General features: G+C 60.4%; 22 protein-coding genes. 11 read left to right on the forward strand and 11 right to left on the reverse strand.

Translation table 11 applies throughout. The features are described from left to right. Positions 1-151: 151 nt before the first annotated feature. Entirely contained in the window at positions 152-1,480 is a 1,329-nt protein-coding gene (gene miaB, locus MMG91_RS19155) for a tRNA (N6-isopentenyl adenosine(37)-C2)-methylthiotransferase MiaB (protein WP_038983596.1), read from the reverse strand. Positions 1,481-1,614: 134 nt separating this feature from the next. On the opposite strand from miaB, the gene MMG91_RS19160 reads away from it, so the two are divergent. Beyond that, positions 1,615-1,944, forward strand: coding sequence for a DUF1820 family protein (locus MMG91_RS19160; RefSeq protein WP_007894425.1), 330 nt, complete (start codon positions 1,615-1,617; stop codon positions 1,942-1,944). Between the two features lie 121 nt (positions 1,945-2,065). Here MMG91_RS19160 and MMG91_RS19165 read toward each other — a convergent pair whose 3' ends face one another. The 4 genes from MMG91_RS19165 to MMG91_RS19180 form a co-directional block, all read right to left on the reverse strand. Further along, on the reverse strand, positions 2,066-2,620 hold the full coding sequence (locus MMG91_RS19165; RefSeq protein WP_305447015.1) for a tetratricopeptide repeat protein: 555 nt from the start codon (positions 2,618-2,620) through the stop codon (positions 2,066-2,068). A gap of 224 nt (positions 2,621-2,844) precedes the next feature. Further along, positions 2,845-4,128: a glutamate-1-semialdehyde 2,1-aminomutase gene (hemL, locus tag MMG91_RS19170; RefSeq protein WP_052967419.1), complete on the reverse strand. Its 1,284-nt coding sequence runs from the start codon at positions 4,126-4,128 to the stop codon at positions 2,845-2,847. Between the two features lie 17 nt (positions 4,129-4,145). Then, positions 4,146-4,769 (reverse strand): thiamine phosphate synthase, encoded by a 624-nt coding sequence (thiE, locus tag MMG91_RS19175; protein WP_305447014.1) that lies wholly within the window; start codon positions 4,767-4,769, stop codon positions 4,146-4,148. Positions 4,770-4,801: 32 nt separating this feature from the next. Continuing rightward, positions 4,802-5,599 carry a hydroxymethylpyrimidine/phosphomethylpyrimidine kinase gene (locus tag MMG91_RS19180; protein WP_030129523.1) on the reverse strand — a complete coding sequence of 266 codons (798 nt, stop codon included), beginning with the start codon at positions 5,597-5,599 and terminating at the stop codon, positions 4,802-4,804. A 343-nt stretch (positions 5,600-5,942) separates the two neighbouring features. On the opposite strand from MMG91_RS19180, the gene MMG91_RS19185 reads away from it, so the two are divergent. The 4 genes from MMG91_RS19185 to MMG91_RS19200 all read left to right on the forward strand — a co-directional run bounded on the left by MMG91_RS19185 (position 5,943) and on the right by MMG91_RS19200 (position 12,450). Then, complete coding sequence (locus MMG91_RS19185) at positions 5,943-8,321, forward strand: 7TM diverse intracellular signaling domain-containing protein (protein WP_310660389.1); 2,379 nt, start codon at positions 5,943-5,945, stop codon at positions 8,319-8,321. A gap of 75 nt (positions 8,322-8,396) precedes the next feature. Beyond that, the gene (locus tag MMG91_RS19190; RefSeq protein WP_310660390.1) at positions 8,397-10,046 is read left to right on the forward strand and encodes an acyl-CoA dehydrogenase family protein; all 1,650 of its coding nucleotides are present in this window, start codon (positions 8,397-8,399) and stop codon (positions 10,044-10,046) included. A 190-nt stretch (positions 10,047-10,236) separates the two neighbouring features. Further along, on the forward strand, positions 10,237-11,736 hold the full coding sequence (gene amn / locus MMG91_RS19195; protein WP_161794734.1) for an AMP nucleosidase: 1,500 nt from the start codon (positions 10,237-10,239) through the stop codon (positions 11,734-11,736). A gap of 72 nt (positions 11,737-11,808) precedes the next feature. Further along, complete coding sequence (locus MMG91_RS19200) at positions 11,809-12,450, forward strand: pseudouridine synthase (RefSeq protein ID WP_310660391.1); 642 nt, start codon at positions 11,809-11,811, stop codon at positions 12,448-12,450. Here the strand turns inward: MMG91_RS19200 and MMG91_RS19205 are convergent. Both MMG91_RS19205 and MMG91_RS19210 read right to left on the reverse strand, forming a co-directional pair. Beyond that, entirely contained in the window at positions 12,445-12,654 is a 210-nt protein-coding gene (locus tag MMG91_RS19205; RefSeq protein ID WP_310660392.1) for a DUF2788 domain-containing protein, read from the reverse strand. The genes MMG91_RS19200 and MMG91_RS19205 overlap by 6 nt on opposite strands. A 243-nt stretch (positions 12,655-12,897) precedes the next feature. After that, the gene (locus MMG91_RS19210) at positions 12,898-13,377 is read right to left on the reverse strand and encodes an Lrp/AsnC family transcriptional regulator (protein ID WP_007894448.1); all 480 of its coding nucleotides are present in this window, start codon (positions 13,375-13,377) and stop codon (positions 12,898-12,900) included. A gap of 435 nt (positions 13,378-13,812) precedes the next feature. Here MMG91_RS19210 and MMG91_RS19215 point away from each other — a divergent pair, with 435 nt between their 5' ends. Beyond that, positions 13,813-14,811 (forward strand): DUF6515 family protein, encoded by a 999-nt coding sequence (locus MMG91_RS19215; protein WP_310660393.1) that lies wholly within the window; start codon positions 13,813-13,815, stop codon positions 14,809-14,811. Here MMG91_RS19215 and MMG91_RS19220 read toward each other — a convergent pair. Together MMG91_RS19220 and MMG91_RS19225 are read right to left on the reverse strand one after the other, a co-directional pair. Next, positions 14,805-15,701, reverse strand: a complete 897-nt coding sequence (locus tag MMG91_RS19220; RefSeq protein WP_310660394.1) for a cation diffusion facilitator family transporter — start codon at positions 15,699-15,701, stop codon at positions 14,805-14,807. The two genes, MMG91_RS19215 and MMG91_RS19220, sit on opposite strands and share 7 nt — an antisense overlap. A 30-nt stretch (positions 15,702-15,731) precedes the next feature. Then, a complete protein-coding gene (locus MMG91_RS19225; RefSeq protein ID WP_237883098.1) occupies positions 15,732-16,151 on the reverse strand; it encodes a polyribonucleotide nucleotidyltransferase in 420 nt (139 codons plus the stop codon). 109 nt (positions 16,152-16,260) lie between these two features. Here MMG91_RS19225 and hrpB point away from each other — a divergent pair, with 109 nt between their 5' ends. Further along, the gene (hrpB, locus tag MMG91_RS19230; protein ID WP_310660395.1) at positions 16,261-18,780 is read left to right on the forward strand and encodes an ATP-dependent helicase HrpB; all 2,520 of its coding nucleotides are present in this window, start codon (positions 16,261-16,263) and stop codon (positions 18,778-18,780) included. Positions 18,781-18,825: 45 nt separating this feature from the next. Here the strand turns inward: hrpB and MMG91_RS19235 are convergent, their stop codons facing one another. Continuing rightward, on the reverse strand, positions 18,826-19,908 hold the full coding sequence (locus MMG91_RS19235; protein WP_310660396.1) for an endonuclease/exonuclease/phosphatase family protein: 1,083 nt from the start codon (positions 19,906-19,908) through the stop codon (positions 18,826-18,828). A 74-nt stretch (positions 19,909-19,982) separates the two neighbouring features. Then, positions 19,983-20,657 carry a YciC family protein gene (locus MMG91_RS19240; protein ID WP_310660397.1) on the reverse strand — a complete coding sequence of 225 codons (675 nt, stop codon included), beginning with the start codon at positions 20,655-20,657 and terminating at the stop codon, positions 19,983-19,985. A 177-nt stretch (positions 20,658-20,834) separates the two neighbouring features. On the opposite strand from MMG91_RS19240, the gene MMG91_RS19245 reads away from it, so the two are divergent. The 4 genes from MMG91_RS19245 to MMG91_RS19260 all read left to right on the forward strand — a co-directional run bounded on the left by MMG91_RS19245 (position 20,835) and on the right by MMG91_RS19260 (position 23,830). After that, positions 20,835-21,596 (forward strand): DUF2076 domain-containing protein, encoded by a 762-nt coding sequence (locus MMG91_RS19245; RefSeq protein WP_310660398.1) that lies wholly within the window; start codon positions 20,835-20,837, stop codon positions 21,594-21,596. A 138-nt stretch (positions 21,597-21,734) separates the two neighbouring features. Beyond that, positions 21,735-22,214, forward strand: a complete 480-nt coding sequence (locus MMG91_RS19250; RefSeq protein WP_030129509.1) for an NYN domain-containing protein — start codon at positions 21,735-21,737, stop codon at positions 22,212-22,214. A 22-nt stretch (positions 22,215-22,236) separates the two neighbouring features. Beyond that, the gene (locus MMG91_RS19255) at positions 22,237-22,848 is read left to right on the forward strand and encodes a 3'-5' exonuclease (RefSeq protein WP_310660399.1); all 612 of its coding nucleotides are present in this window, start codon (positions 22,237-22,239) and stop codon (positions 22,846-22,848) included. Between the two features lie 466 nt (positions 22,849-23,314). Then, positions 23,315-23,830, forward strand: a complete 516-nt coding sequence (locus MMG91_RS19260) for a Bro-N domain-containing protein (RefSeq protein WP_310660400.1) — start codon at positions 23,315-23,317, stop codon at positions 23,828-23,830. Positions 23,831-23,833: the final 3 nt, after the last annotated feature.

A 23,833-nucleotide genomic window follows, 5' to 3' on the forward strand; every position in this document is an offset into this window, starting at 1 on the left:
CGCCTGGGTGCGAAAGCTCTTAAATACCGTAAAGACAATCACCGTTCCTGTGGGAGCCGGGCTTGCCCGCGATGAACGATAACGCGGTTTGTCAGACAGACCGCGGTGTAGTTCATCGCGGGCAAGCCCGGCTCCCACAGGTGACGAGGTGTTATTGGATCAGCGAGCCGCGCAGCGAGTGCGGTTGCGCGGCGTCGATGTGCACGTCGGCGAACTGGCCGATCAGGGTCGGATTGTCGCAGCGGAAGTTGACGATACGGTTATTCTCGGTCCGGCCTTGCAGTTCGCCGGGGTCTTTTTTCGAATAATCGGTGACCAGAATCCGCTGAATGGAGCCCACCATTTGTCGGCTGATCTCAAAACCTTGTTGGTTGAGGCGATGTTGCAAGGCGTTCAGGCGTTCTTTTTTCAGCTCTTCCGGCGTTTCGTCGGCCAGATCGGCGGCCGGGGTGCCCGGGCGCTGGCTGTAGACGAACGAGTAGGAGAAGTCGAAGCCGACGTCTTCGATCAGCTTCATGGTCTGTTCGAAATCTTTCTCGGTCTCGCCGGGGAAACCGACGATGAAGTCCGAACTGATGCAGATCCCCGGCACGGCGGCGCGCAGTTTGCGCAGTTTGGACTTGTACTCCAGCGCGGTGTGGTTGCGCTTCATTGCCGCGAGGATCCGGTCGGAGCCCGATTGCACCGGCAAGTGCAGGTGTTTCACCAGTTCCGGCACGTCGGCGTGGGCCTGGATCAGGCTGTCGGAGAACTCCAGTGGGTGCGAGGTGGTGTAGCGAATCCGGTCGATGCCATCGACCGCGGCGACCACCCGAATCAATTCCGCGAGGTCAGCCAGACGACCATCATGAGTGGTCCCGCGATAACCGTTGACGTTCTGCCCCAGCAAGGTCACTTCACGCACGCCGTTCTCGGCCAGGTGGATGATTTCGGCAATCACGTCGTCGAACGGCCGGCTGACTTCTTCACCGCGGGTATAAGGCACCACGCAGAAGGTGCAGTACTTGCTGCAGCCTTCCATGACCGACACGTAAGCGCTCGGCCCGTCGATGCGTGGCTCGGGCAAGTGGTCGAATTTTTCGATTTCCGGGAACGAAACGTCGACTTGCGGCAGTTTGGTCAGGCGCGCGGCGTCGATCATTTCCGGCAGGCGGTGCAGGGTCTGCGGGCCGAATACTACATCCACGTACGGAGCGCGGTCACGGATGGCCGCGCCTTCCTGGCTGGCCACGCAACCGCCGACGGCGATGACCATGTCCGGGTTGGCCAGTTTCAGTTCGCGCCAGCGGCCCAGCTGGGAATACACCCGGTCCTGGGCGCGTTCGCGGATCGAGCAGGTGTTGAGCAGGATCACGTCGGCGTCTTCAGCGCGAGCGGTGACTTCCAGGGCCTGATGTTCACCCAGTAGATCGACCATGCGCGAGCTGTCGTACTCGTTCATCTGGCAACCGTGGGTTTCGATGTAAAGCTTCTTGGCCATGGATAGAGTCATCACGTGATTCAAAGAACCGCGCATTATAGGGAACATGTCCCCAGGTTCCTACCGTTGTGCGTCCGGCGGCTATGCTATAGTTCGCGCCCTCATTTTTATCCCCGATGTGTTACCCGCCCACCATGACCAAACGTGAAGCTCCAATCTACAAGGTGATTTTCCTCAATCAGGGCCAGGTGTACGAAATGTACGCCAAGCAGATCTATCAAAGTGATCTGTGGGGCTTCCTGGAAGTGGAAGAGTTCGTCTTTGGCGAGCGCACGCAAGTGGTCGTCGATCCGAGCGAAGAGAAGCTCAAGGCTCAGTTCGAAGGCGTTGTGCGCAGTTTTGTGCCGATGCATTCGATTGTGCGCATCGACGAGGTCGAGCGCCTCGGCACCCCGAAAATCAGCGAAGCCCGTGGTGCGGTCGGCAATGTCATGCCGTTTCCGATGCCGATGCCTGAGAAGTAAGTAGATTTGATCGTTCCCACGCTCTGCGTGGGAATGCCGCCTTCGACGCTCTGCGTCGGTGACGCGGAGCGTCACGGGATGAATTCCCACGCAGAGCGTGGGAACTATCGGATCCGGCAATTCAGGGCAGTGGCGAAAACGGCGTACGCCCATCGGCGCTCTGCAATTCCATCAGGTATTTACGGAAAATTTGCCCCAGCACCTGGGTGGCGACTTCCAGATCTTCGCGAGGCATTTTCTCGGCGACTTCATCGGCGGTGTCCAGCGCCTCTTCGGCACCGTTGACGGCGGCCATTTTCAGCACGATATACGCCTGAACGTTATTGGCCGGTACGCCTTCGCCATGGAAGAACATGGTGCCGAGTTTGAATTGCGCCTGGGCGTGGCCTTGCAGCGAGGCCTTTTCGAAGTAGCTCAGGGCTTGATTGAGGTCGCGCGGCGTGTTTTTGCCGTCGTAGTAGAACTCACCCAACTCGTATTGCGCTTGCGCATCCCCTTCATCCGACGCTTTCTGACAGGCGGCGAGCGCTTGCGTCAGGTCTTGCGGCTGAGTATTGAGGGTGCAGCGACCCATCGCCGGGATCAACAACGAGTTGCCGCCTGCTTGTGCGAGCGCGAGCAGGGGCTGAAGGAGCAACAGGCAGCCCAATGCAAGGGTGCGGCCGGTGCGGTTCATGGGAATCGACTTACCTCTGAGGGGCGCGTGGACCCATCGAGGGATCCAATAAGCGCGCATTATGAAATAAGCAGGGCCAACCTTACAAAGTCTTTACTCGTTTTTCTGCTGCGCGGGGAATATATCGCCCACTTTGCGGGGGATTATTGGCAGATGAGTAGGAAAAAAGGTGCGAATGTAGGTGAAAGCTGACGCTGGCAATGGCCAACGTCAGCGTTGCAGCTTTATTTCAATGCGGCGAATGCACGCTCGGCTGCATCCAGAGTCAGTTTCAACTCGGTTTCGCCGTGAGCGATCGAGGTGAAACCGGCTTCGAAGGCGCTTGGCGCCAGGTACACGCCGCCTTCGAGCATCAGGTGGAAGAAACGTCCGAACAGGCCGGCATCACTGGCCATCACATCCTCGAAGGTCACGATGTCGTCGGCGCCGCTGAAGTACAGACCGAACATGCCGCCGGCCTGAGTGGTCACGAACGGAATGCCGGCGGCGTCGGCGCGCTGTTGCAGGCCATCGAGCAGACGGCTGGTGTAGTCGCTCAGCTCGGCGTGGAAGCCTGGACGACTGATCAGACGCAGGGTGGTCAGGCCTGCCGCCATTGCCAGCGGGTTACCCGACAACGTGCCGGCCTGATAAACCGGGCCCAGCGGCGCTATCTGCTCCATGATCTTGCGTTTTCCGCCGAAGCAGCCAACCGGCATGCCGCCACCGATGATCTTGCCGAAGGTGCTCAGGTCCGGCGTGACGCCGTAGTGGGCTTGGGCACCGCCGAGGGCGACGCGGAAACCGGTCATCACTTCGTCGAAAATCAGCACCACGCCGTGCTTGTCGCACAGGGTCCGCAGGCCTTCGAGGAAACCTGGTGCCGGTGGTACGCAGTTCATGTTGCCGGCCACTGGCTCGACGATGATGCAGGCCACGTCCTGGCCGACTTCGGCGAGCATGGTTTCTACCGCGTCGATGTCGTTGAACGGCAGCGTCAGGGTGTGTTTGGCGAACGCCGCCGGTACACCGGCCGAGCTTGGCACGCCTTGGGTCAGGGCGCCGGAACCGGCCTTGACCAGCAGGCTGTCGGAGTGACCGTGGTAGCAGCCTTCGAATTTGATGATGCTGTCACGGCCGGTGAAACCACGGGCCAGACGGATGGCACTCATGGTTGCTTCGGTGCCGGAGCTGACCATGCGCACCATTTCCATCGACGGCACGATCGAGCAGACCAGGTCGGCCATCTCGGTTTCCATGGCCGTCGGGGCGCCGTAGGACAGGCCGTGTTCCAGCTGCTTGCGCACAGCGTCCAGCACGTCCGGGTGACTGTGGCCGAGAATCATCGGCCCCCAGGAACCGACGTAATCCACATAACGCTTGTCGTCTTCGTCGGTGACGTAGGCGCCTTCGGCGTGTTTGAAGAACAGCGGCGTGCCACCAACACTCTTGAACGCACGAACAGGCGAGTTCACGCCTCCGGGAATGTGTTTTTGGGCATTGGCAAACAGGGTTTCGGAACGAGACATGATCGGGCTCTCAAAAATCAGGATTTGAATAATTCATTAAAGGCGCGGGCGCGGCGCGTTACTTCAGCCGTGCTCTCGGCGCCAAACAGACCCTGCACCACCGCCAGCAGATCGACCCCGTGGGCCACCAGTGGCGCAGCGTTGTCCAGAGTAATGCCGCCGATCGCACAGATCGGCAGATGCAGCTTGCTGCGGGCCTGATCGAGCAGTTCTAGGCTGCAGGCCGGTGCGCCGGGCTTGGTGTTGGAATTGAAGAAGCGGCCGAAAGCGACGTAGCTGGCGCCTTCTTTGGCGGCTTGTTCGGCAAGTTCGACTTGCGCGTGGCAGGTCGAGCCGATGATCGCCTGCCGACCGAGCAGTGCCCGCACTGGCATCAGCGGGCCATCGGTCTGGCCCAGGTGCACGCCGACGTTCAGACGCGCGGCCAGTTCGGCGTCGTCGTTGATGATCAACTGAGTCTTGTAGCGTTCGCACAGATCGCGCAGGGCCTCGGCCTCGCGCAGGCGGCGGGCCTCGTCGGTGCTTTTGTCGCGGTATTGCAGCAGGGTGACGCCGCCTTCGAGCGCCGCCTCCACGTACGAAAGAAATTTACCGGCCAGTAACTGGCTGTCGGTAATGGCGTACAGGCCACGTAGTTTCATCGGACAAGCCTCTGCGCTTTACGCATCAAATGTTACGAACAGAAATCCAGCGGCAGGCGGCGGGGCACGAACTGGCCTTTGCCCAGCTGTTCCGCATCTCGCAGGGTGCGCCAAGTGTAGTCAAGCGCGCTCTGTACGGCACTGACGAGATGCTCACCCTGGGCCAGGCGACCGGCGAGGGCGCTGGCCAGCGTGCAACCGGAACCGTGATAACTGCCGGGCAGGCGCTGGCAGGTAAAGGTTTCGCGGCGACCGTCGCGGCTGTACAGGCGATTGTGTATTTCGTGTTCGTCGCCATGGCCGCCGGTGATCAGCAGGTGTTTGACGAACGGCAGGAGTTTTTCCGCGCACTCATCGGCGGTGCCTTCGGGCAGTTCGGCGAGGATGCGGGCTTCGGGAAGGTTAGGAGTGGCGATGATCGACAGCGGCAGCAGGCGTTCGCGCATGGCGTAGCCGACTTCGTCCTTGCCCAGTCGTCCACCGCCGCCGGCGCGCAGCACCGGGTCGCAGACCACCGGCAAATGCGGGTGCGCTGAAAGCAGTTCGACCACGGTGTCGACCATTTCCAGGGAACCGAGCATGCCCAGTTTGACGGCGGCGACTTCGGAGTCGTTGAGCACGGCGTTGGCCTGGGCCAATACCCACTCGCGATCGAGAACGCGGAAGTCAGTGACGTTGACGGTGTCTTGCACAGTCAGGGCGGTGACGGCCGGAGCCGCATGACAACCCTGAGCGAGCAGGGCTTCGATATCTGCCTGCAAGCCGGCGCCACCACTAGGGTCGTGGCCGGAGAGGCAGAGGACAACGGGGCGAGAGCTGTAGATATTCATGGTGCGCGAGCTTACCACCAAACATGTTTTTCGGGTGTCGCCCCGTGAATCGTGACGCGGTCCCTGTAGCAGCCGTCGAACGCAGCCTCCGGCAGCTGCTACAGGGGAGATGTGTCTGGGCGCTCTTGTCACAACCTGACCAAACCAGCAGCTCTAACTCAATACATGGCGCTGGAACGCCCGTTCTAGAGCCTTTTTAGGAAAAATTTCAATAGTGTTCAATGGCCATCAACGGCTATGCTAGAGTGGATCCAAACCAATAACAGGTAATACCGGTTTTACGTCTACTCAAAAGGAATGGGGGGCTTCCTGACAGAACCGGACAGGCCACGCTGGGGCTTAAATGCGCTATTTGCTGATGTTGCTGTTGTGCTTGCCCCTCCTGGCGAGCGCGGTCGAATTCGACGAATTCACCCAGAGCCTTCCCCTGGGCCGAACGATGCAGGTTTATGAAGATGCGGGCGGTCAGGCGACTATCGCCGATGTCCGTGCGCAAGCGGCGGCCGGGCAGTTTAAACCCCACGATAAAGCCACCCTCAACGCCGGTTATTCGCGTTCGGCGTTCTGGCTGAAAATCGACCTGCAGTACCGCCCGACCAACCCGTCGGCACAACAGACCTGGTTGCTGGAACTGGCCTATCCGCCCCTCGATCACCTTGATCTCTACTTGGCCGATGCCGGTGGTGACTATCAATTGGTCCGACAGACCGGCGATGCGTTGCCGTTTGCCACTCGCGAGATCCGCCAGAACAACTATCTGTTCGATCTGAACTTTGCCCCTGGGCAGGCGCAAACCGTCTACCTGCGTCTGCAAAGCGAAGGGTCGGTTCAGGCGCCCGTCACCTTGTGGTCGAGCACCGCTTACCTCGAAGAGCAGCCGGTGCGGCTTTATGTGCTGGGGCTGATTTACGGTGTGTTGCTGGGGATGCTGGTCTACAACCTGTTTATCTTTCTCAGCGTGCGCGACACCAGCTACCTCTATTACATCGTCTATATCGCCTCGTTCGGCTTGTATCAGCTGTCGGTGAATGGCGCGGCCGTGGAGTATTTCTGGCCGAACAATCCGTGGTGGGCCAACGCCGCGACGCCGTTCTTCATCGGCTGTTCAGGATTGTTCGGCAGCCAGTTCGCCCGAAGCTTTTTGCGGACGGCGACCCACAGTCGCTGGCTCGACCGTTTGCTGCTGGTGTTGATTGCGTTCAGTGCGCTGGTGGTCGGGTTGTCATTGATGACCAGTTACGCCCTGGCCCTGCGTCTGGCGACGCTGCTGGCGCTGGTTTTCACCGTGGTGATTTTCGCCGCCGGGATTTTCGCCTGGTGGCGTGGCCTGCGGGTCGCGCGGTATTTCATCATTGCCTGGTCGGCGTTCCTGCTCGGAGGCATCGTCAACACCCTGATGGTGCTGGGTTATTTGCCCAACGTATTCCTCACCATGTACGCCAGCCAGATCGGCTCGGCGATCGAAGTGGCGCTGCTGTCCCTGGCCCTGGCCGATCGCATCAACGCCATGCGTGAGCAACAGGCTCAAACCCTGTTCGATGCCGGCCAGAAGCTCGAAGTGCTGAACCAGCAACTGGCTCACAGTAACAAGCTCAAGGACGAATTCCTCGCCACCCTGACCCATGAACTGCGCACGCCCATGAACGGTGTGATCGGTTCGCTGGAGTTGATGCAGACCGTCGAGATGAACCCTGAGCTGGAGCAATATCAGCAAACGGCTGCCGGTTCGGCGCGGGAGATGATGCGCATGGTCAACGGCATCCTCACCCTGACCGAATTGCAGGCCGGCAAGCTCAAGGTCTATCCGGACACGTTCAGTTTGCGCAGTGTGGTCGAGGCCTTGCGCCTGCAGTTCGATGGCAATGCGTCGAGCAAGTCGCTGGACTTCAAGGTCGAGGTTGCACCGGGGCTGCCGGATCGCTTGCACGGCGACAGCGACAAGCTGACGCAATGCCTGGAATGCCTGCTGGATAACGCAATCAAATTCACCCGGATCGGCGGGTTGGCGCTGCGGGTGACGGGCAAACCGGCAGCGCCCGATCGGCTGGCACTGTCCTTTGCAGTGATCGACACCGGCATTGGCTTTACCGATTTGGACGAGGCGATGCTGTATCAACGTTTCTTCCAGGTCGACGGCTCGATGACCCGTGAATACGGTGGTTTGGGCGTTGGCCTGGCCATTTGTCGGCAACTGGTCGAATTGCTCGGCGGACGCCTGAGCCACCGCTCGGAACCGGGTCGCGGCAGTCGCTTTCAACTGGACGTCGAGTTCGAGTTGCCAGTGGTGCAATCTGCGCCTTCGATTATCCGGCAAACCTCCCACCTGCGTTTGCCTCAGGACTGTACGGTGTTGCTGGTCGATGACAACAGCATCAATCAATTGGTGATGCGTGGCATGTTGCTCAAGCTTGGGTTCCGCGTGTGCACCGCCGACAGTGGCATCGCTGCGCTTGATCACTTGCAGCGTGAAACCGTTGATGCGGTGCTGCTCGATTGTCAGCTGCCGCCACTGGACGGTGCCTCGATCTGCGGCCGGATCCGCGCCTTGCCGGGTTGCGCCGAATTACCCGTGTTCATGATTGCCCTGAGTGCGGACCGGGCCTATTGCCCGAGCGACACCTTGGTCGACTACCTGAGCAAACCGGTGAAATTCGAAGATTTGCAGGCGGCGCTCTATCGGCGGGTGCTCTGTCCAGGGCAAGGCGAAAGCGCCGACAGTTAGGCAGATATGCCACTTTGTTCAACCTCGGGGCGGTGCTTAACTGAAAGTCCCTTGGCTGACCAAAGGAGCCCCGTCATGAACCTGCATCAGTTCGCCGAAACCCACGAAGTCACCAACCAGCCACCATCGCTGGACGGCACCAACCTCTATCGCATCGACCTGCCTTTGCAGGAGTGGTCGCGGCGTTTCGATGCCGGTTGGGCCGAGTCGCGGATCGACGCTTACGGCGCATTGGCCGGCGGGCCGCTGATGGAGGCGGGGTTTGCGGCCAATCAGAACAAACCGGTGTTCGTCAGCCATGACCGTTACGGCCATCGCATCGACGTGGTGGAGTTTCACCCGGCCTACCACGAGTTGATGCGCACGGCGGTGGAGCATGGCTTGACTGGCTTGCCCTGGACCGACCCGCAACCGGGTGCCCACGTTGCCCGTGCGTCCATGACCTATTTGCACAGTCAGGCTGAAGCCGGCAGCGGTTGCCCGCTGACCATGACCTTCGCCAGCGTCCCGGCGATGCGCCTGCAACCGGATTTGGCCGAACAATGGTTGCCGAAAATCCTCGCCACCGAATATGACCCGCGCAACGTCGCCATGGCCCACAAGGCCGGGGTCACCATTGGCATGGCCATGACCGAGAAACAGGGCGGCACCGACGTGCGGGCCAACACCACCAAGGCTTATCCGGTCGGCGCCAGGGGGCCCGGTCAGGCGTATGAACTGGTGGGCCACAAGTGGTTCTGTTCGGCGCCGATGTGCGATGCCTTCCTGACTCTGGCCCAGACCGACAAAGGCTTGACCTGTTTCCTGCTGCCACGTCATCGCCCGGACGACACGCGCAATCAGTTCTACATACAGCGGCTGAAGAACAAACTCGGCAACTGGTCCAATGCCTCAAGCGAAGTGGAGTTCCGTGGCGCCTTGGCCTGGATGGTCGGCGAAGAGGGCCGGGGTGTTCCGACCATCATCGAAATGGTCGCCATGACCCGTTTCGATTGCATGGTCGGCTCCAGCGCGCTGATGCGCCAGGCGCTGACCCAGGCCAGCCATCACTGCGCCCATCGCAAGGTCGCTGGCAAGTTGCTCAGCGAGCAGCCCTTGATGCAAAACGTGCTGGCCGACCTGGCCCTGGAAAGCGAAGCGGCGTTGGCCTTGAGTTTGCGCATGGGCCGGGCGCTGGATCATCTGGATGACGACCACGAAGCGAAATTCGCCCGGCTGGTGACGGCGGTGGGCAAGTACTGGATCTGCAAACGCGCGCCCGCGATGATTAATGAGGCGGCCGAATGCATGGGCGGCGCCGGTTATGTCGAAGAAAGCATCCTGCCGCGTCTGTACCGTGAGGCCCCGGTCAACTCGACGTGGGAAGGTTCCGGCAACGTGCAATGCCTCGATGTGTTGCGTGCGTTGTCGAAAGAACCGGGTGTGCTTGATGTGCTGTTCAGCGAGTTGGGCGACGGTCATGGCGACAAACGCCTGGCCGCGCACATCAGCCAATTGCAGGCGGCGTTCAAGGACACCGACGACATTCAATACCGCGCCCGCCAGCTTACCGAAGACATCGCCTTGGGGCTTCAGGCCAAGCTGTTGCTGGAAGCCGGTAACGCGGCGGTCAGTGATGCTTTCATCGCCAGTCGCCTGGGCTCGGCCGGTCGGGTGTATGGAACGTTGCCTCGCGGGCTGGATGTGGAAGCGATTGTGGCCCGGTCGACGCCGCAGGGCTTTTGACCACAATCGAATAAACACCACAAAACCTGTGGGAGCGGGCTTGCCCGCGATAGCGGTGCATCAGACGACATTGATGTCGACTGTTCGTACGTCATCGCGGGCAAGCCCGCTCCCACAGGGTTTATCTGTGTATCAGAATTGATGTGCAGCCAACACGCCACTGTTCCCGTGAAGCGATGATGCAGGCAAGATGAAGGTCTGCAAGTCAGAACACAGGAAGCTGATCGTGACCGAAGCGTTTATTGTCGTTCAAACCGCCGAGCAAGCCGTGGATCGGCTTGCTGCCTTGCACGAGCGTGCAACCACAGCGCTGAATCAGGCGCTCAAGCGTTATCTCAAGGATCGCGTCGAGCCGGACGCTGAACAGCGTGCTCTATTTCGATATCCCGAGTTGCGTCTGACCTACCTTTGCCAGGGTGAAGTCCCACAGACCACTCGCGCCTATGCCAAGGTTCAACTGCCGGGAACCTACAGCGTCACCGTCACCCATCCCCGCGCTTTCCGCAAATACCTGCTGGAACAACTCGTCCCGTTGATGCACGACTTCACCGTGACCGTGGAAGTCGGCGTCAGTCAGCAGAACATTCCGTATCCGTACGTGGTCGAGCAGGGTGATGAACTGGCCGGCTCCGGCGTCACGGCGGCGGTGCTGGCGCGCGTGTTCCCGAGTACGGATTTGTCGGCCGCCACCGATGGCATCGCCGATGGCTTGTACGATTGGGAAAACACCGACCCGCTGCCACTGGCCCTGTTCGACGCTGCGCGGGTGGACTTCTCCCTGCGCCGGCTGGTGCATTACACAGGCAGCGATTGGCGCCATGTGCAACCGTGGATTCTGCTGACCAACTACCACCGCTACGTCGACCAGTTCATCGTTCATGGCCTGGAGCAACTGCGCAACGATCCGCGTTTTGTGCGCATGGTGTTGCCGGGCAATGTGATCATCGAAAAAGGCATGGACCACGGCGAGGCGTCGGCGATTGCCGCGGGCGTGGTCTGGCATCGTTACCAGATGCCGGCCTATCACCTGATCGCCAGCGACGGCCATGGCGTGACCCTGGTGAACATTGGCGTCGGCCCGTCCAACGCCAAGAACATCACCGACCACCTGGCGGTGCTGCGTCCGCATTGCTGGCTGATGATCGGCCACTGTGGCGGCTTGCGTCAGTCGCAGACCATTGGTGACTACGTGCTGGCCCACGCTTACATGCGCCGCGACGGGATTCTCGACCGGGTTGTGCCGCCGAACATTCCGATTCCGGCCTTGGCCGAAGTGCAGATGGCGTTGCAGCAAGCGGCGGCCAACATCACCGGTGAGAAGGGCGACGAGCTGAAGAAGCGCCTGCGTACCGGCACCGTGTTGACCTACGACGACCGCAACTGGGAACTGCGCTGGGCGCAGGAACGTCCGCTGATCAACCTCTCCCGCGCCGTGGCGGTGGACATGGAAAGCGGCACCATTGCCGCGCAAGGTTATCGCTTGCGGGTGCCGTACGGCACGTTGCTCTGCGTATCGGACAAACCGTTGCACAGCGAAATCAAACTGCCGGGTTCGGCCAACGCCTTCTATGAACGCGCGGTCAGCCAACACTTGAAGATCGGCATCGAAGCGGTGGATCTGTTGCGCACCGAGCTCAACTCGCTGCACTCGCGCAAACTGCGCAGCTTCGACGAGCCGCCGTTCCGCTAACGGTTTGTCGTGGTCATTTGGCGGTCAGGGCACTAGCATTAGCAGCCCTGACCGTTAGATGTTCCTTTTCCCATGTCTCGTCCTCAACGTCCCGTTTCCCGTCGCCCTGGCGTGAAGCCTGCGCCATCCACTTCAGCCCCGCGCCGTGTCGCCAAAGCGCCGCCGGCCGAGCCGAAGCTGATTCTGTTCAACAAACCGTTCGATGTGCTGACGCAATTCAGCGACGGCGAAGGGCGGGCGACGCTCAAGGATTTCATCGAGATTCCGGGAATCTACCCGGCAGGGCGGCTGGACCGTGACAGCGAAGGCTTGCTGTTGCTGACCAACGACGGCCAGCTTCAGGCGCGGATTGCCGACCCGAAACACAAACTGGCCAAGACCTACTGGGTGCAAGTGGAAGGCGAACCGAGCGCTGAGCAGTTGCAGCGTTTACGCGAGGGTGTCGAATTGAACGACGGCATGACCTTGCCAGCCGAAGCGCGACAACTGGATGAGCCGCAACTGTGGCCGCGCAACCCGCCGGTGCGCTTTCGTAAAAGCGTGCCGACCAGTTGGCTGGAACTGGTGATTCGCGAAGGCCGCAACCGTCAGGTACGGCGCATGACCGCGGCGGTCGGCTTGCCGACGTTGCGTCTGGTTCGGGTCAAAATCGGCGACTGGTCGATCGAAGGGCTCGATCAGGGCCAGTGGAAGGAAGTGCCGGCGCGCTTATAGAGTGCCGGTTTCGATCATGCCGATGACCACGCTTTTGACCACGAATGCGGCCACGCCCAGCCCCAGTACGAAGAACAGAATGAACGAGCCGAAGCGCCCGGCCTTGGATTTTTTCGCCAGATCCCAGACGATGAAACCCATGAAAATGATCAGGATGCTGACCAGGCCAGTCATCATCCACTCTTCGAGTACTGCAGGATCCATTGAATATCTCCAGCGCGGGTGGGGCTAAAAAGGGCGGGAGGAGTATACGGCAAGGGAGATTGGCGGGGCATTGACCTGCGGCAGTGTGCCGCAGTCATTCGTCGTCTTGGGCAGTGATCGTTCCCACGCTCTGCGTGGGAATGCCGCCATGGACGCTCCGCGTCCGCTGTAGATCGTGACGCAGAGCGTCACAGGATGCATTCCCACGCGGAGCGTGGGAACGATCAGGTCAGAAGGGGCGTCTCAGCTGCGCAAATGAGTTAAAGGCAACTCGGTGCTGTTGAGCACCTGATTCAACACAAAACTCGACCGCACACTGGTCACCCCTTCAATACGGGTGAGATGCCCCAGCAGCAGTTTCTGATAGTGGTCCATGTCCGGCACTACCACTTTGAGCTGATAGTCCGCATCCATCCCCGTCACCAGGCTGCATTCCAGCACTTGCGGCAAGGTGCGAATGGCGGCTTCGAAGTTCTCGAAACGCTCGGGTGTATGGCGGTCCATGCCGATCAGCACATAGGCGGTCAGGCTCAGGCCGAGCATCTTGCGGTCCAGCAGGGCGACCTGGCGAGTGATGTAACCGTCGTCTTCCAGTTGCTTGACCCGCCGCGAGCAAGGTGAAGGCGACAGGCCGATGCGTTCGGCCAGCTCCTGATTGGAGATGCGCGCGTCGCGTTGTAATTCCGCCAAAATGCTCAGGTCGTATCGGTCGAGTTTGCTCATCAATCAGGCCTTTGTCATAACTATTGCGGAGGATTATCTATCCTGAGTCAAAAATTGCGCAAGTGATGTTTATTTGAGCAATCTTCGCAATCCTCTGTCGTCGCTCCGGGCCTATTCTTATCACCAGAATCACTGCTCGGACAAACAGTCCGGTGCGGCTCGCCCAATCAGGCCAGCTGCGGTCGCCACCCCCACAGGGGATGTGTCGGCCCCCGAGCTACACACTGTCCAGAAGACGGCGTGAGGTGAGCCGACGTCATAAGCGTCGAGCACGGACGAAGTTCTCAAAGGGAGGCCGACGGGTCTCCCTTTTTTATTGCCCGGAATTTATCGGCGCCCCTCAATAAATAAGTTGCGCGACTGATAACCTGTTGCAGAACCGGCCTGCGCTTTCCCAGTCTTACGTACAGGTCCTAACCCGCAGTGAGGAAAAGCATGAAGTCGCGCATCTGGCGTTTGGCCGGTGTTGGTTTGCTGTGTGTGAGTGTCACTGCGCAATCGCTTGCTGACGAGCCGCAAATCCGTGGGCCCGATGGCGGTCAACGGGGGCCGGATCATCAGGGCAATGACCAGGGCCATCGCGGTAACAACCCACCCCGGCCGCAGAACAACGAAATCATTCTTGGCGACAACAGCCGCAAGTTCGAGCTGCACGACCAGAACCAGGGCAGCGAGCGTCAGAACCTTCCGTCGCACGATCCCAATGTTCAGGGCCGCCCGCCGCAACAACCCGGTAACAATCTGCCGATTCAGGGCCGGCCCGATACTGTGCGCCAGACCCAGGAACCCCGGCGTGGCTACTATCAGGACGAGCAGCCGCGCAACTATGACAACCAGCACTGGCAGACTGGCGGGCAGGGCTCACGTCACGATGATCGCCGCTGGCCCGGTCGCCCGGATGGGCGCGGCAATGGCTGGGGCCCCGGCCCGCAGTATCGTCCGGGGTACGTGATCGACCGCTTCCCGGAGCGCAACTACCGTGTGCCGTATCGTGGCCAGGATTATTTCTATTCCGGTGGTTACTGGTATCGCCCGCAAGGCCCGCGTTACGTGGTGGTTCAGCCGCCTCGCGGAATTCGGGTCAGATACTTGCCCGATTACGCCCGTGAAGTATGGATCGGTGGTGCGCTGCTGTTCCTGGCGGCCGGCGCGTATTACGCCTACCAGGAGAGCACTCAGGATTACGTGGTGGTCGAACCGCCCGTGCAGCCGCAACCGGCCGGCAATGGCTACGACGTGGTGGCGTATCCGGCCAACGGCCAGTCGCCGGAGGAAGTCAGCCGGGATGGTTACGAATGCTATCGCTGGGCCGTGGAGCAGAGTGGTTTCGATCCACGTGCCGTCACCTACCAACCGGCTCCGTCGGTGGTGCAAGCCTACCGCCAGGCCCAAGGCAACTGCCTGAGCAGTCGCGGTTATCAGGTGAGTTACTGAACCCTGGCGGCTTTCACCACTTCCTGCGGGTCGGCGTGCACCAGCACTTCGGCTCGTGGGTAGGCGGCGTGAATTGCATCGGCGGCTTGATCGCTGATGGCGTGGGCGACTGACAGGGTCAATTCCCCCGGCAACTCCAGATGCAACTGGACGAACCAATGGTTACCGGAAATCCGTGTGCGCAGATCATGGGCACCCAGAACGCCCGGCACGCTGCAGGCCAGTTCGAGCATGTGGCGGCTGACATCCGGCGGCAGTTCTTCATCCATCAGCACTGCAAAACTTTCCCGGGCGATGTGAATGGCGCTCCAAAGGATGTAGGCGGCAATCCCCAAGCCGAACCAGGGGTCGACTTGATGCCAGCCAAACCCGGCCAGTACCAGGGCCACCAGAATGCTGCCGTTGAGCAGCAGGTCCGAGCGGTAATGCAAGGAGTCGGCGCGCACGGCGTTGGAGCCGGTTGCCTTGATCACCCGATGCTGCAATATCAGCAGGGCCACGGTTAGCGCGAGGGAGAACACAATCACCCCGATGCTGAGCCATGGCGCACTCACCGGCTCGGGATGTTTCAACCGTTCGATCGCCTGCAAGGTAATCAGCACCGCACTGCCGCCGATGAACAGTGCCTGAGCCATGCCTGCCAATGATTCGGCCTTGCCATGCCCATAACGATGATCATCATCGGCCGGGCGCAAGGCATAGTGCACAGCCAACAGGTTGAGCAGCGAAGTGATGCCGTCGAGGGCCGAGTCGGTCAGCCCGGCGAGCATGCTCACCGAGCCGCTCAGCCACCAGGCGATGGCTTTGGCGACGATCAGCGTGCACGCCACCGCCACCGAGGCGCGCGTCGCCAGCCGCAGCAGGCGGGCGTGTTCGGTACTGGTGGTCATAAGTGCGGCTTTTCCTTTTTAGTGCACCGATTACGCAGCGGGTTGCAGGCCGAACATGGCCAGTTGCTGGGTGCTGCCCTTGTGCTGGATCAGACGTGGATCGTCCAGCGGGAAGCTGCGGCCCAACTCAGTTTCGAGAATAGTCTGCAACTTGTGGTTATCGACCTTGCCGTCGGCACCGATGGCTTCCTTGAGTTTTTCCGGAGCCACCTGGGCGGTTCGGCCGGGCTCGTAGTAAATGGCGCCGGTGGCGAAGTCCACCGCAAAGGCGATCAGGCCAGGGATGATATAGAACAGCAAACCCACGGCATCCAGCGCGACGATGACCGGGTCGATCTTGCCATCGATCTGACCGCGACGATCGGGGTAGAAAATCGTGCCGCAGGCGGTCATTTGGGTCAGCAAGGTCGCGACCAGTACACCGCCAATCAAGCGAAAGGGAGCACGCATGTGAAATCTCCTGAGTTATCTGGAAACGAAGCGTCGTCTGTATGAATTAGGACCGCGACAAACGCCGTGCAGTTCGCCGTTATACTCGCCGCTCTGTTTGGGAGCCAGCATGATTTCTTTGCCGATTGATGAAGTTTTACCCGCCCTGCGTGAAGCCCTCGCTACACGCCACGAAGCCGTGCTTGAAGCACCGCCCGGCGCCGGTAAAACCACCCGTGTGCCCTTGGCCTTGCTCAATGAGTCGTGGCTGGCCGGGCAAACCATTCTGATGCTTGAACCGCGCCGATTGGCCGCGCGGGCGGCGGCGGAGCGGTTGGCCAGTGAACTGGGCGAGAAAGTCGGCGAAACCGTGGGCTACCGCATTCGTCTCGACAGCAAAGTCGGCCCCAACACCCGGATCGAAGTGGTCACCGAAGGCATCCTCACCCGGCGCTTGCAGGATGACCCGGCGCTGGAAGGCGTGGGTTTGCTGATCTTTGACGAATTCCACGAGCGCAGTCTCGACGCCGATCTGGCGTTGGCCCTGAGTCTCAATGGCCGCGAGCTGTTTCGCGACGACCAACCGCTGAAAATTCTGTTGATGTCGGCAACGCTGGAAGGTGAACGCCTGGCCGGGTTGCTGGATGATGCGCCGATTCTGCGCAGCGAAGGTCGCATGTACCCGGTGGCGATGCGCTGGGGGCGGCCGTTTCAGCCAGGTGAATTCATTGAGCCAAGAGTGGTGCAGACCATCCTCGACGCGCTGAACGATGAGACCGGCAGCCTGCTGGTGTTCCTGCCGGGGCAGGCAGAGATTCGTCGGGTGCATCAACAATTGGTCGATGCGCTGGGCGAGGGCACGCCGGTGTTGCTTTGCCCGTTGCACGGCGAACTGGATCTGGCGGCGCAGCGTGCGGCGATCGATCCGGCGCCCGCAGGCAAACGCAAAGTGGTGTTGGCCACCAACATCGCCGAGACCAGCCTGACCATCAACGGTGTGCGCGTGGTGATCGATGCCGGGCTGGCGCGGGTGCCGCGTTTCGATCCGGGCAGCGGCATGGCCCGCCTCGATACTCAGCGTATTTCCAAAGCCAGCGCCACTCAGCGCGCGGGCCGGGCAGGGCGGTTGGAACCGGGCGTGTGTTATCGGTTGTGGTCGCAGGATCAGCACGAGCAACTGGCGGCTTACGCCAGTGCGGAAATCCTCTCGGCGGATCTTGCCGGAATGGCCTTGCAACTGGGGCGTTGGGGCGTGACGCCGAGTCAATTGGTTTGGCTGGATATCCCGCCCGCAGCGGCTTATGCACAGGCTCAGGATCTGCTTGAGCGTTTGGGCGCGCTGGAGGGGGACGCGCTGACCCGTCATGGTCAGGCGATGGCTGAACTGCCGGCCCATCCGCGGATCGCTCATTTGCTGTTGCGTGGTCAGGCGCTCGGCTTGGCCGACATGGCCTGTGATGTCGCGGCACTGCTCGGTGAGCGGGATATCTTGCGTGGCGCCGGGGCGGATCTGCACAGTCGACTGGTGCTGCTGTCCGGCGAAGAACGAGCCGCTCGTGGTGCTCAGGGCGGCGTTCAACGGGCCCGGCAATTGGCGCGGCAGTATCGCGGTTATCTGCGGGGCAAAGCGACGGAGCCGGTCAGCGATCCCGAGCATCCGCGCTGGCTTGGCGCATTGCTGGCGTTGGCCTATCCCGACCGCGTTGCCCTGCAGCGGCGGGCCGGTGGCGCTGAATATCGATTGGCCAACGGTCGCGCAGCGCTGTTCGCCGAAGCCGACAGTTTGATGAAACAACCGTGGCTGGTGATCGCCGATCTGGGCAGTCGCCAGGGCCAGCGTGAAGAACGCATTTATCTGGCGGCTGATTTCGATCCGACGCTGTTCGATTCGGTGTTGGCCGAGCAAGTGCGCGTGGTCGATCAATTGGATTGGGATGAGCGCGAAGGCGTGTTGCGGGCTGAGCGTCAGCGCAAGGTTGGCGAATTGATTCTTAGCCGTGAGCCGCTGACCGGGCTCGATGAAAGCGCTCGCAGTCAGGCACTGGTGAATCTGGTGCGGCGCAAAGGTCTGGAGCTGTTGCCGTGGACCCCGGAACTCCGTCAGTGGCAGGCACGAGTTGCGTTATTGCGGCAGTTGGACCTTGGCAGCAAGGGTGAGAGTGAGTGGCCGGATGTCAGCGACACCGCTCTGCTCAAAAGTCTCGAACACTGGTTGATGCCGTATCTGGGCAAAGTCTCGCGGCTCAGTCACTTCGCCAATCTGGACCTGTCGAGCATCATCCATAACCTGTTGCCCTGGCCACTGCCGCAACGGCTGGACGAGCTGGCGCCACATCATTTGAGCGTGCCGTCAGGTTCATCGATTCGTCTGGATTACAGTGAGCAGCCGCCAATTCTGGCGGTGCGTTTGCAAGAGTTGTTCGGCTTGGCCGAGACGCCGCACATTGCCGGTGGCCGGCAAGTGGTGAAACTGCATTTGCTGTCTCCGGCGCGGCGACCGGTGCAGGTGACGCAGGACCTGGCGAACTTCTGGCGCAGTACGTATGCCGAGGTGAAGAAGGATTTGAAGGGGCGGTATCCGAAGCACTATTGGCCGGATGATCCGCTGGTGGCCGAGGCGACGGCGCGGATCAAACCGCGTAAAAGCTGAAGGTCAAAAGATCGCAGGCTGCGATCTTTCACTAACGCCGCAAATCTAAGGCGCGGCCGGCAACAGAAACCGCGCAATCACTGGCATGTGATCGGAAATGCGCAACGTATCGTCCTGCCTCACCCTCGCCTCAACCCGTTTGAGGTGCGGGCTGTAAAACAGGTAATCGACGGTCCGGTCCGGGCCGTTCAAGCCTGGGTCATTCGGGTAATGAGTCAGCCATTGCGCCCGGTCGATACCGCTGGCTTCGTTGTTGGTGGGGATCATCGGGTATCTGTCCCACAGCACATGCAGCGCGCTGTCGGCGGAGTAGGGCGTGCGTTGCTCGGTGGGCAGGCGTCGATACTGGCCCAGCGGCAACAGGTTGAAGTCGCCACCGATCAGCCACGGCGTGCCGCGGCTTTCATACTTGTCGAGGACCTTGGCCACGGCCGTCACCTGGCGTTGCAAGGTTTCGTCGAGCGGGGTGGTGGCACGTTCCAGGTGGGTGTTGAACACGGCCATTTGGCCGCCGTTGCTCAATGGCAGGTGAGTGACCAGCAAGGCGTTTTTCGGCTTGAACTGACGGCTGATGAAATTGGCCGATGCGACCGGTAATTGCAGGCGTTCGGCGTGTTCGATCTGGTAGCGGCTCAGGGTTGCCAATTGCCGGCCGACGCTGCCGAAGATGTGCGGTTCTGGCACGAAGTCGGCTTTCCAGTCGAAGGCCTGAGCGCTGCACGGATACAGGTCGGTGACTCGATCCTGAAGCAATTTGAACTGCTTCTGGTAGTCGCTGGCTTTGGCGCCGTCATCGAGTTCCTGCAACAGCACGATGTCCGGTTTCTCGTCGCGAATCACCCGTGCCACTTCGTCGAGGCTGAAGGCCATGTCTTCAGGTGTAGGGCGCTCGTCGTTTCCTGCGGCCAGGTCGTTCCAGAATACGTAGCGCTTGCCTGCCAGATACTGGACGTTCCAAGTCATCACCTTCAGCGCCTGGCCGGGCACCAGCGTCGGCGCCTGGGCGTTGCAACTGACCGGCAGCACTTCCTTGGCTTCGGGGCGCCAGGTCAGGCTGTAGAGCATCAATGCAATCAGGCCAATGGCAATCAGCACGCACAGCAGGGTGTAGCGCAGTAGACGGGTCATGGCTCGGCTTATAGCGTTACAAAATTGACCCCGAGCATAACCGAGAGCAGCGCCCAAGCCCAAGGGTAGAGCGCTTAGAGCGCCCCGTCGGCTTTCTCGGGCGCATCGGCGATCAGCATGAACAAACGGAACACCACCACGCTGGTGAACAGTTGCAGAAAGCTGTGGGCGCTGTCGATCAGCAGCGAGATCACCGGGTTCTGCGGGTCAGGGTAAACCGCCAGTGTCGCCCCCTTCAGCACCCACAGCGGGGCCATCACGCACAGAATGCACACCAGAATGCGCAGGAAATTCCCGCGGGTCAGGCGCAGGCTTTCCTTCATCGCCGCCAGCGGTGCCAGGCCGCGCAGCACCAGCAGGTATTCGCCGAACGCCAGCGTCACCATCAACCAGATGCCCGGCAGGAAGTACAGCGACAGGCCGATCAGGATCAGCAGGGTATTGAGGGCGGTCAGCACGGCGAAACGCGGCCACAGGGTCGCGGAGGTCGCCAGCAAGTCGCGGGTGCGCGGCGATTCGCCACGGCTGCGGGCATCGAGAAACAGGATCAGCGCGGCGGTGTAAAGCGGATACACCAGCAGGCCGACCAATACACTGATGCCGGGGAAACTGTCCGGCTCGGTGGAGTGGTCGACCACTTGTTGCAGCAGCGCCTCGACAATCACCAGCGGCAGGCACAGCTGCACGATCTGGCGCAGATTGCGCTTGAAGAAATACAGAGAGTCACGCAGTACATCGAACGGATTCATCAGTCGGTATCGCAGGTTGAAAGCAGTGCCTCACTTTAACCGATGAACCCCTTTGGGGCGCAAACGTAAACGTTCGGTAAAGGTCATTGAAACATCCTGTATCAGCCCCATTACTGGTGAGCACCTTATCCACCGTGGATGAGGGCGACGATTTTCCCGGCAATCTATGAGGTCGCCATGAACAGCGAAGAACAAACCCTGATCGATGGACTGTTTTCCCGGCTGCAACAGGCCGAAACGGATTCAGCCCCGCGCGACGCCCAGGCCGAAGCGCGGATCAAGGAACACCTGACTCGCCAGCCAGCGGCGGGCTATTTCATGACCCAGGCGATTCTGGTGCAAGAGGCAGCCATCAAAAGCCTCGACGAACAGAACAAGCAACTCACCCAACAAGTCCAGCAATTGCAAGCTGAACTGCAATCGGCCAAGGCTCAGACGGCCGCTCCGGCGCCGAGCAGCGGTGGCTTTTTGTCGAGCATCTTCGGTGGTGGCTCCCGTGATCCGCAGCCTGCGCCGGCTCAAAGCGCAGCCCCGTCGAATGGGGGCTGGCGTGAACCGGGGCGGCCGTCGTTCAACTCGCAGCCGCCACAGCAAAACTTCGGTGCCGCACCGCAGCAGAACTATGCACCGCAACAACAAGCTCCGGCGGCCGGCAGCAGTTTCCTTGGTGGTGCGTTGAAAACGGCAGCGGGTGTGGCCGGTGGTGTGATGCTGGCGCAAGGCATCAGCAGCCTGTTTCAGCACAATCAGCAGCCGGAAGTGGTTGAAGTCATCAAGGAAGAACCGGCTCAGGTCAACGACCAGAGCGACAGCGGCAATGGCTGGGGCGACGATCAGCGCGTGGCTGACAACTCCAGCGATCAAGGCGGATTCGCCGACGCCGACTATAGCGATGACAGTTCATCGTTCTTCGGTGGCGACGACGATTCCTTCATCTGATACACCATTCGTCTGGGGCGCGATGGCGCCCCGGGCCGATTATTCGCGGAACAATCCTTCGGGCTGGCATACTGGGCCACTTTTCGGGCCCTGGTGCCTGATCCTGCCCGCGCTTCGGCACGCTAATGAGGATGTACGGTGAAAAAAATCGCAGTGTTCGCCGATGTCCAGAACCTCTATTACACCGTGCGTCAGGCTTATGGTTGTCACTTCAACTACGCCGCGCTGTGGGCTGACGTCAGTAAGGAAGGACAGATCGTCGAGGCCTATGCCTATGCGATCGATCGTGGCGACAGCAAACAACAGCAGTTTCAGCAGATCCTGCGCAATCTCGGTTTCATCGTGAAGCTCAAGCCCTACATCCAGCGCAGCGACGGTTCGGCCAAAGGCGACTGGGACGTGGGCATCACCCTCGACATCATGGACGCCGCTGACCATGTCGACGAAGTGGTGCTGGCCTCCGGTGACGGTGATTTCGACATGCTGCTGGAGCGCATCATCAGCAAGCACGGCGTGCAAGCGGTCGCCTATGGCGTGCCCGGTCTCACCGCCAATTCGCTGATCCGCGCCGCCAGCCGTTATGTGCCGATCGAAGGCGCGTTGCTGCTCAAGAATTGATTTTTATGGAGTTGAAACAGGTTTGGAACGCATAGCAGTCATCGACTTTGAAACCACCGGACTCTCCCCGAGCAGCAGCTGCCGGGCCACGGAAATTGCCGTGGTGATTCTTGAACAGGGGCGCATCGTCGAGCGTTACCAAAGCTTGATGAACGCTGGCGTGCGGGTGCCGGCCTTTATCGAGCAACTCACCGGCATCAGCAACGCCATGCTGCGCACCGCGCCCTCGGCCGAGCAAGTGATGAACGAGGTCAACGAATTTGTTGGCATCACGCCGCTGCTGGCGCACAACGCGGCGTTCGACCAGAAGTTCTGGGACTACGAGCTCGGGCGAATCAAACGCACACGCTTGCAGAACTTTGCCTGCTCGCTGTTACTCGCCCGCCGCCTGATGCCCGCCGCGCCGGACCACAAACTCGGCACCCTCACCACTTTCGCCCAACTACCCCACACCGGCAAGGCTCACCGGGCCATGGCCGATGCCGAAATGGCGGCCAACCTGACGGCGCACCTGGCTGAAGAGTTGCGGCGCAAGCATGGGCTGCGGGAGTTGTCCCATGATCTGCTCGTCAGTTTGCAGAAAGTGCCGGCGGCGAAGATTAATGAGCATTTGAAGCGGCATCGTGGGTTCTGACAGAAACACCGTCGATCTCCTGTGGGAGCGAGCCTGTTCGCGAAGGCGGAGTGTCAGTCGACATCAATGTTGAATGGTAAATCGCTTCGCGAGCAGGCTCGCTCCCACAGGGGCTGTGTCTGACGTTGTTCTTGTGTTTAACCACGCCTCAAATTCGATGATTACTCCTACCAAATATTAGGAATTTGTTCGTCTTGCCCCGTACCTGCAGCATCGATAACCTCTGGGACGTCGCTGCCAATTCAGCGACCGGGTCTGCAAGCCCGCCGACAGTTTGTTATGAGACCACCGGCGCACCTATAATCGCGTCGCTTTAATGAGCGACCATCGATTTATGGTAGCTGTGTGCGGGAGACCTTCGGGTCTACCGGGGTGGTCTCCTACTCGGTCTTGCAGACCCGCGCATAGCTGCCACCCATCATCTGCAAGTGATGCTGGCAGCTCCGACTTTCTCAGGAGATTCGCCATGATCAAAGTTTCCCCCAATTCCCCAGAAGACTCTGCGCAATCAGTTGCGAGCGAAGCTCACTTCATCCCCAAAACATTCATCCGCCATCACATCCAGCTACGAGCACTTTTGCTGCATGCAGAACCATGGTTCTGTGCCCGCGATATCGGTCGGTTAATGGGTGTGGATATAAACGGGAGACAAGCACTCAAGCTTGATGCCGATCAGCGGCGGATGATGTGTTTATCTGAAAACGACGACTCGCAAGAGACATTGATGCTGAGTGAGTCGGGCGTTTATGCAATGTTGGTGTATCACTACTGTCCGGAAAATCGGCATTTGCGGCGTTGGTTGACCCACCAGGTGGTGCCGATGCTGCGGGAGGATGCTGGATCTGTTTCGACTCAAACGCCGCATTTGCGATTGATGGAGTGGACGGGGGGAACGTTAAGACTGCTGCATTGGCGGAAAGAGCCTTGGGTTCGTCTGCGAGATATGCCGAGTTTGTTGTCTGCGGGATATAACGGCGTCTGACAA

The sequence above is a fragment of the Pseudomonas sp. JL3 genome (assembly GCF_031570575.1).
Lineage (GTDB): Bacteria > Pseudomonadota > Gammaproteobacteria > Pseudomonadales > Pseudomonadaceae > Aquipseudomonas > Aquipseudomonas cucumis.

Coding starts and splice junctions, on each gene's coding strand:
- MMG91_RS19235 (WP_310660396.1), bottom strand. CDS start 19,908: ATGACCCGTCTACTGCGCTACACCCTGCTGTGCGTGCTGATTGCCATT.
- MMG91_RS19185 (WP_310660389.1), top strand. CDS start 5,943: ATGCGCTATTTGCTGATGTTGCTGTTGTGCTTGCCCCTCCTGGCGAGC.
- amn (WP_161794734.1), top strand. CDS start 10,237: ATGAAGGTCTGCAAGTCAGAACACAGGAAGCTGATCGTGACCGAAGCG.
- MMG91_RS19190 (WP_310660390.1), top strand. CDS start 8,397: ATGAACCTGCATCAGTTCGCCGAAACCCACGAAGTCACCAACCAGCCA.
- MMG91_RS19220 (WP_310660394.1), bottom strand. CDS start 15,701: ATGACCACCAGTACCGAACACGCCCGCCTGCTGCGGCTGGCGACGCGC.
- MMG91_RS19245 (WP_310660398.1), top strand. CDS start 20,835: ATGAACAGCGAAGAACAAACCCTGATCGATGGACTGTTTTCCCGGCTG.
- MMG91_RS19180 (WP_030129523.1), bottom strand. CDS start 5,599: ATGAATATCTACAGCTCTCGCCCCGTTGTCCTCTGCCTCTCCGGCCAC.
- miaB (WP_038983596.1), bottom strand. CDS start 1,480: ATGGCCAAGAAGCTTTACATCGAAACCCACGGTTGCCAGATGAACGAG.
- MMG91_RS19210 (WP_007894448.1), bottom strand. CDS start 13,377: ATGAGCAAACTCGACCGATACGACCTGAGCATTTTGGCGGAATTACAA.
- MMG91_RS19260 (WP_310660400.1), top strand. CDS start 23,315: ATGATCAAAGTTTCCCCCAATTCCCCAGAAGACTCTGCGCAATCAGTT.
- thiE (WP_305447014.1), bottom strand. CDS start 4,769: ATGAAACTACGTGGCCTGTACGCCATTACCGACAGCCAGTTACTGGCC.
- hemL (WP_052967419.1), bottom strand. CDS start 4,128: ATGTCTCGTTCCGAAACCCTGTTTGCCAATGCCCAAAAACACATTCCC.
- MMG91_RS19205 (WP_310660392.1), bottom strand. CDS start 12,654: ATGGATCCTGCAGTACTCGAAGAGTGGATGATGACTGGCCTGGTCAGC.
- MMG91_RS19215 (WP_310660393.1), top strand. CDS start 13,813: ATGAAGTCGCGCATCTGGCGTTTGGCCGGTGTTGGTTTGCTGTGTGTG.
- MMG91_RS19165 (WP_305447015.1), bottom strand. CDS start 2,620: ATGAACCGCACCGGCCGCACCCTTGCATTGGGCTGCCTGTTGCTCCTT.
- MMG91_RS19160 (WP_007894425.1), top strand. CDS start 1,615: ATGACCAAACGTGAAGCTCCAATCTACAAGGTGATTTTCCTCAATCAG.
- hrpB (WP_310660395.1), top strand. CDS start 16,261: ATGATTTCTTTGCCGATTGATGAAGTTTTACCCGCCCTGCGTGAAGCC.
- MMG91_RS19225 (WP_237883098.1), bottom strand. CDS start 16,151: ATGCGTGCTCCCTTTCGCTTGATTGGCGGTGTACTGGTCGCGACCTTG.
- MMG91_RS19240 (WP_310660397.1), bottom strand. CDS start 20,657: ATGAATCCGTTCGATGTACTGCGTGACTCTCTGTATTTCTTCAAGCGC.
- MMG91_RS19200 (WP_310660391.1), top strand. CDS start 11,809: ATGTCTCGTCCTCAACGTCCCGTTTCCCGTCGCCCTGGCGTGAAGCCT.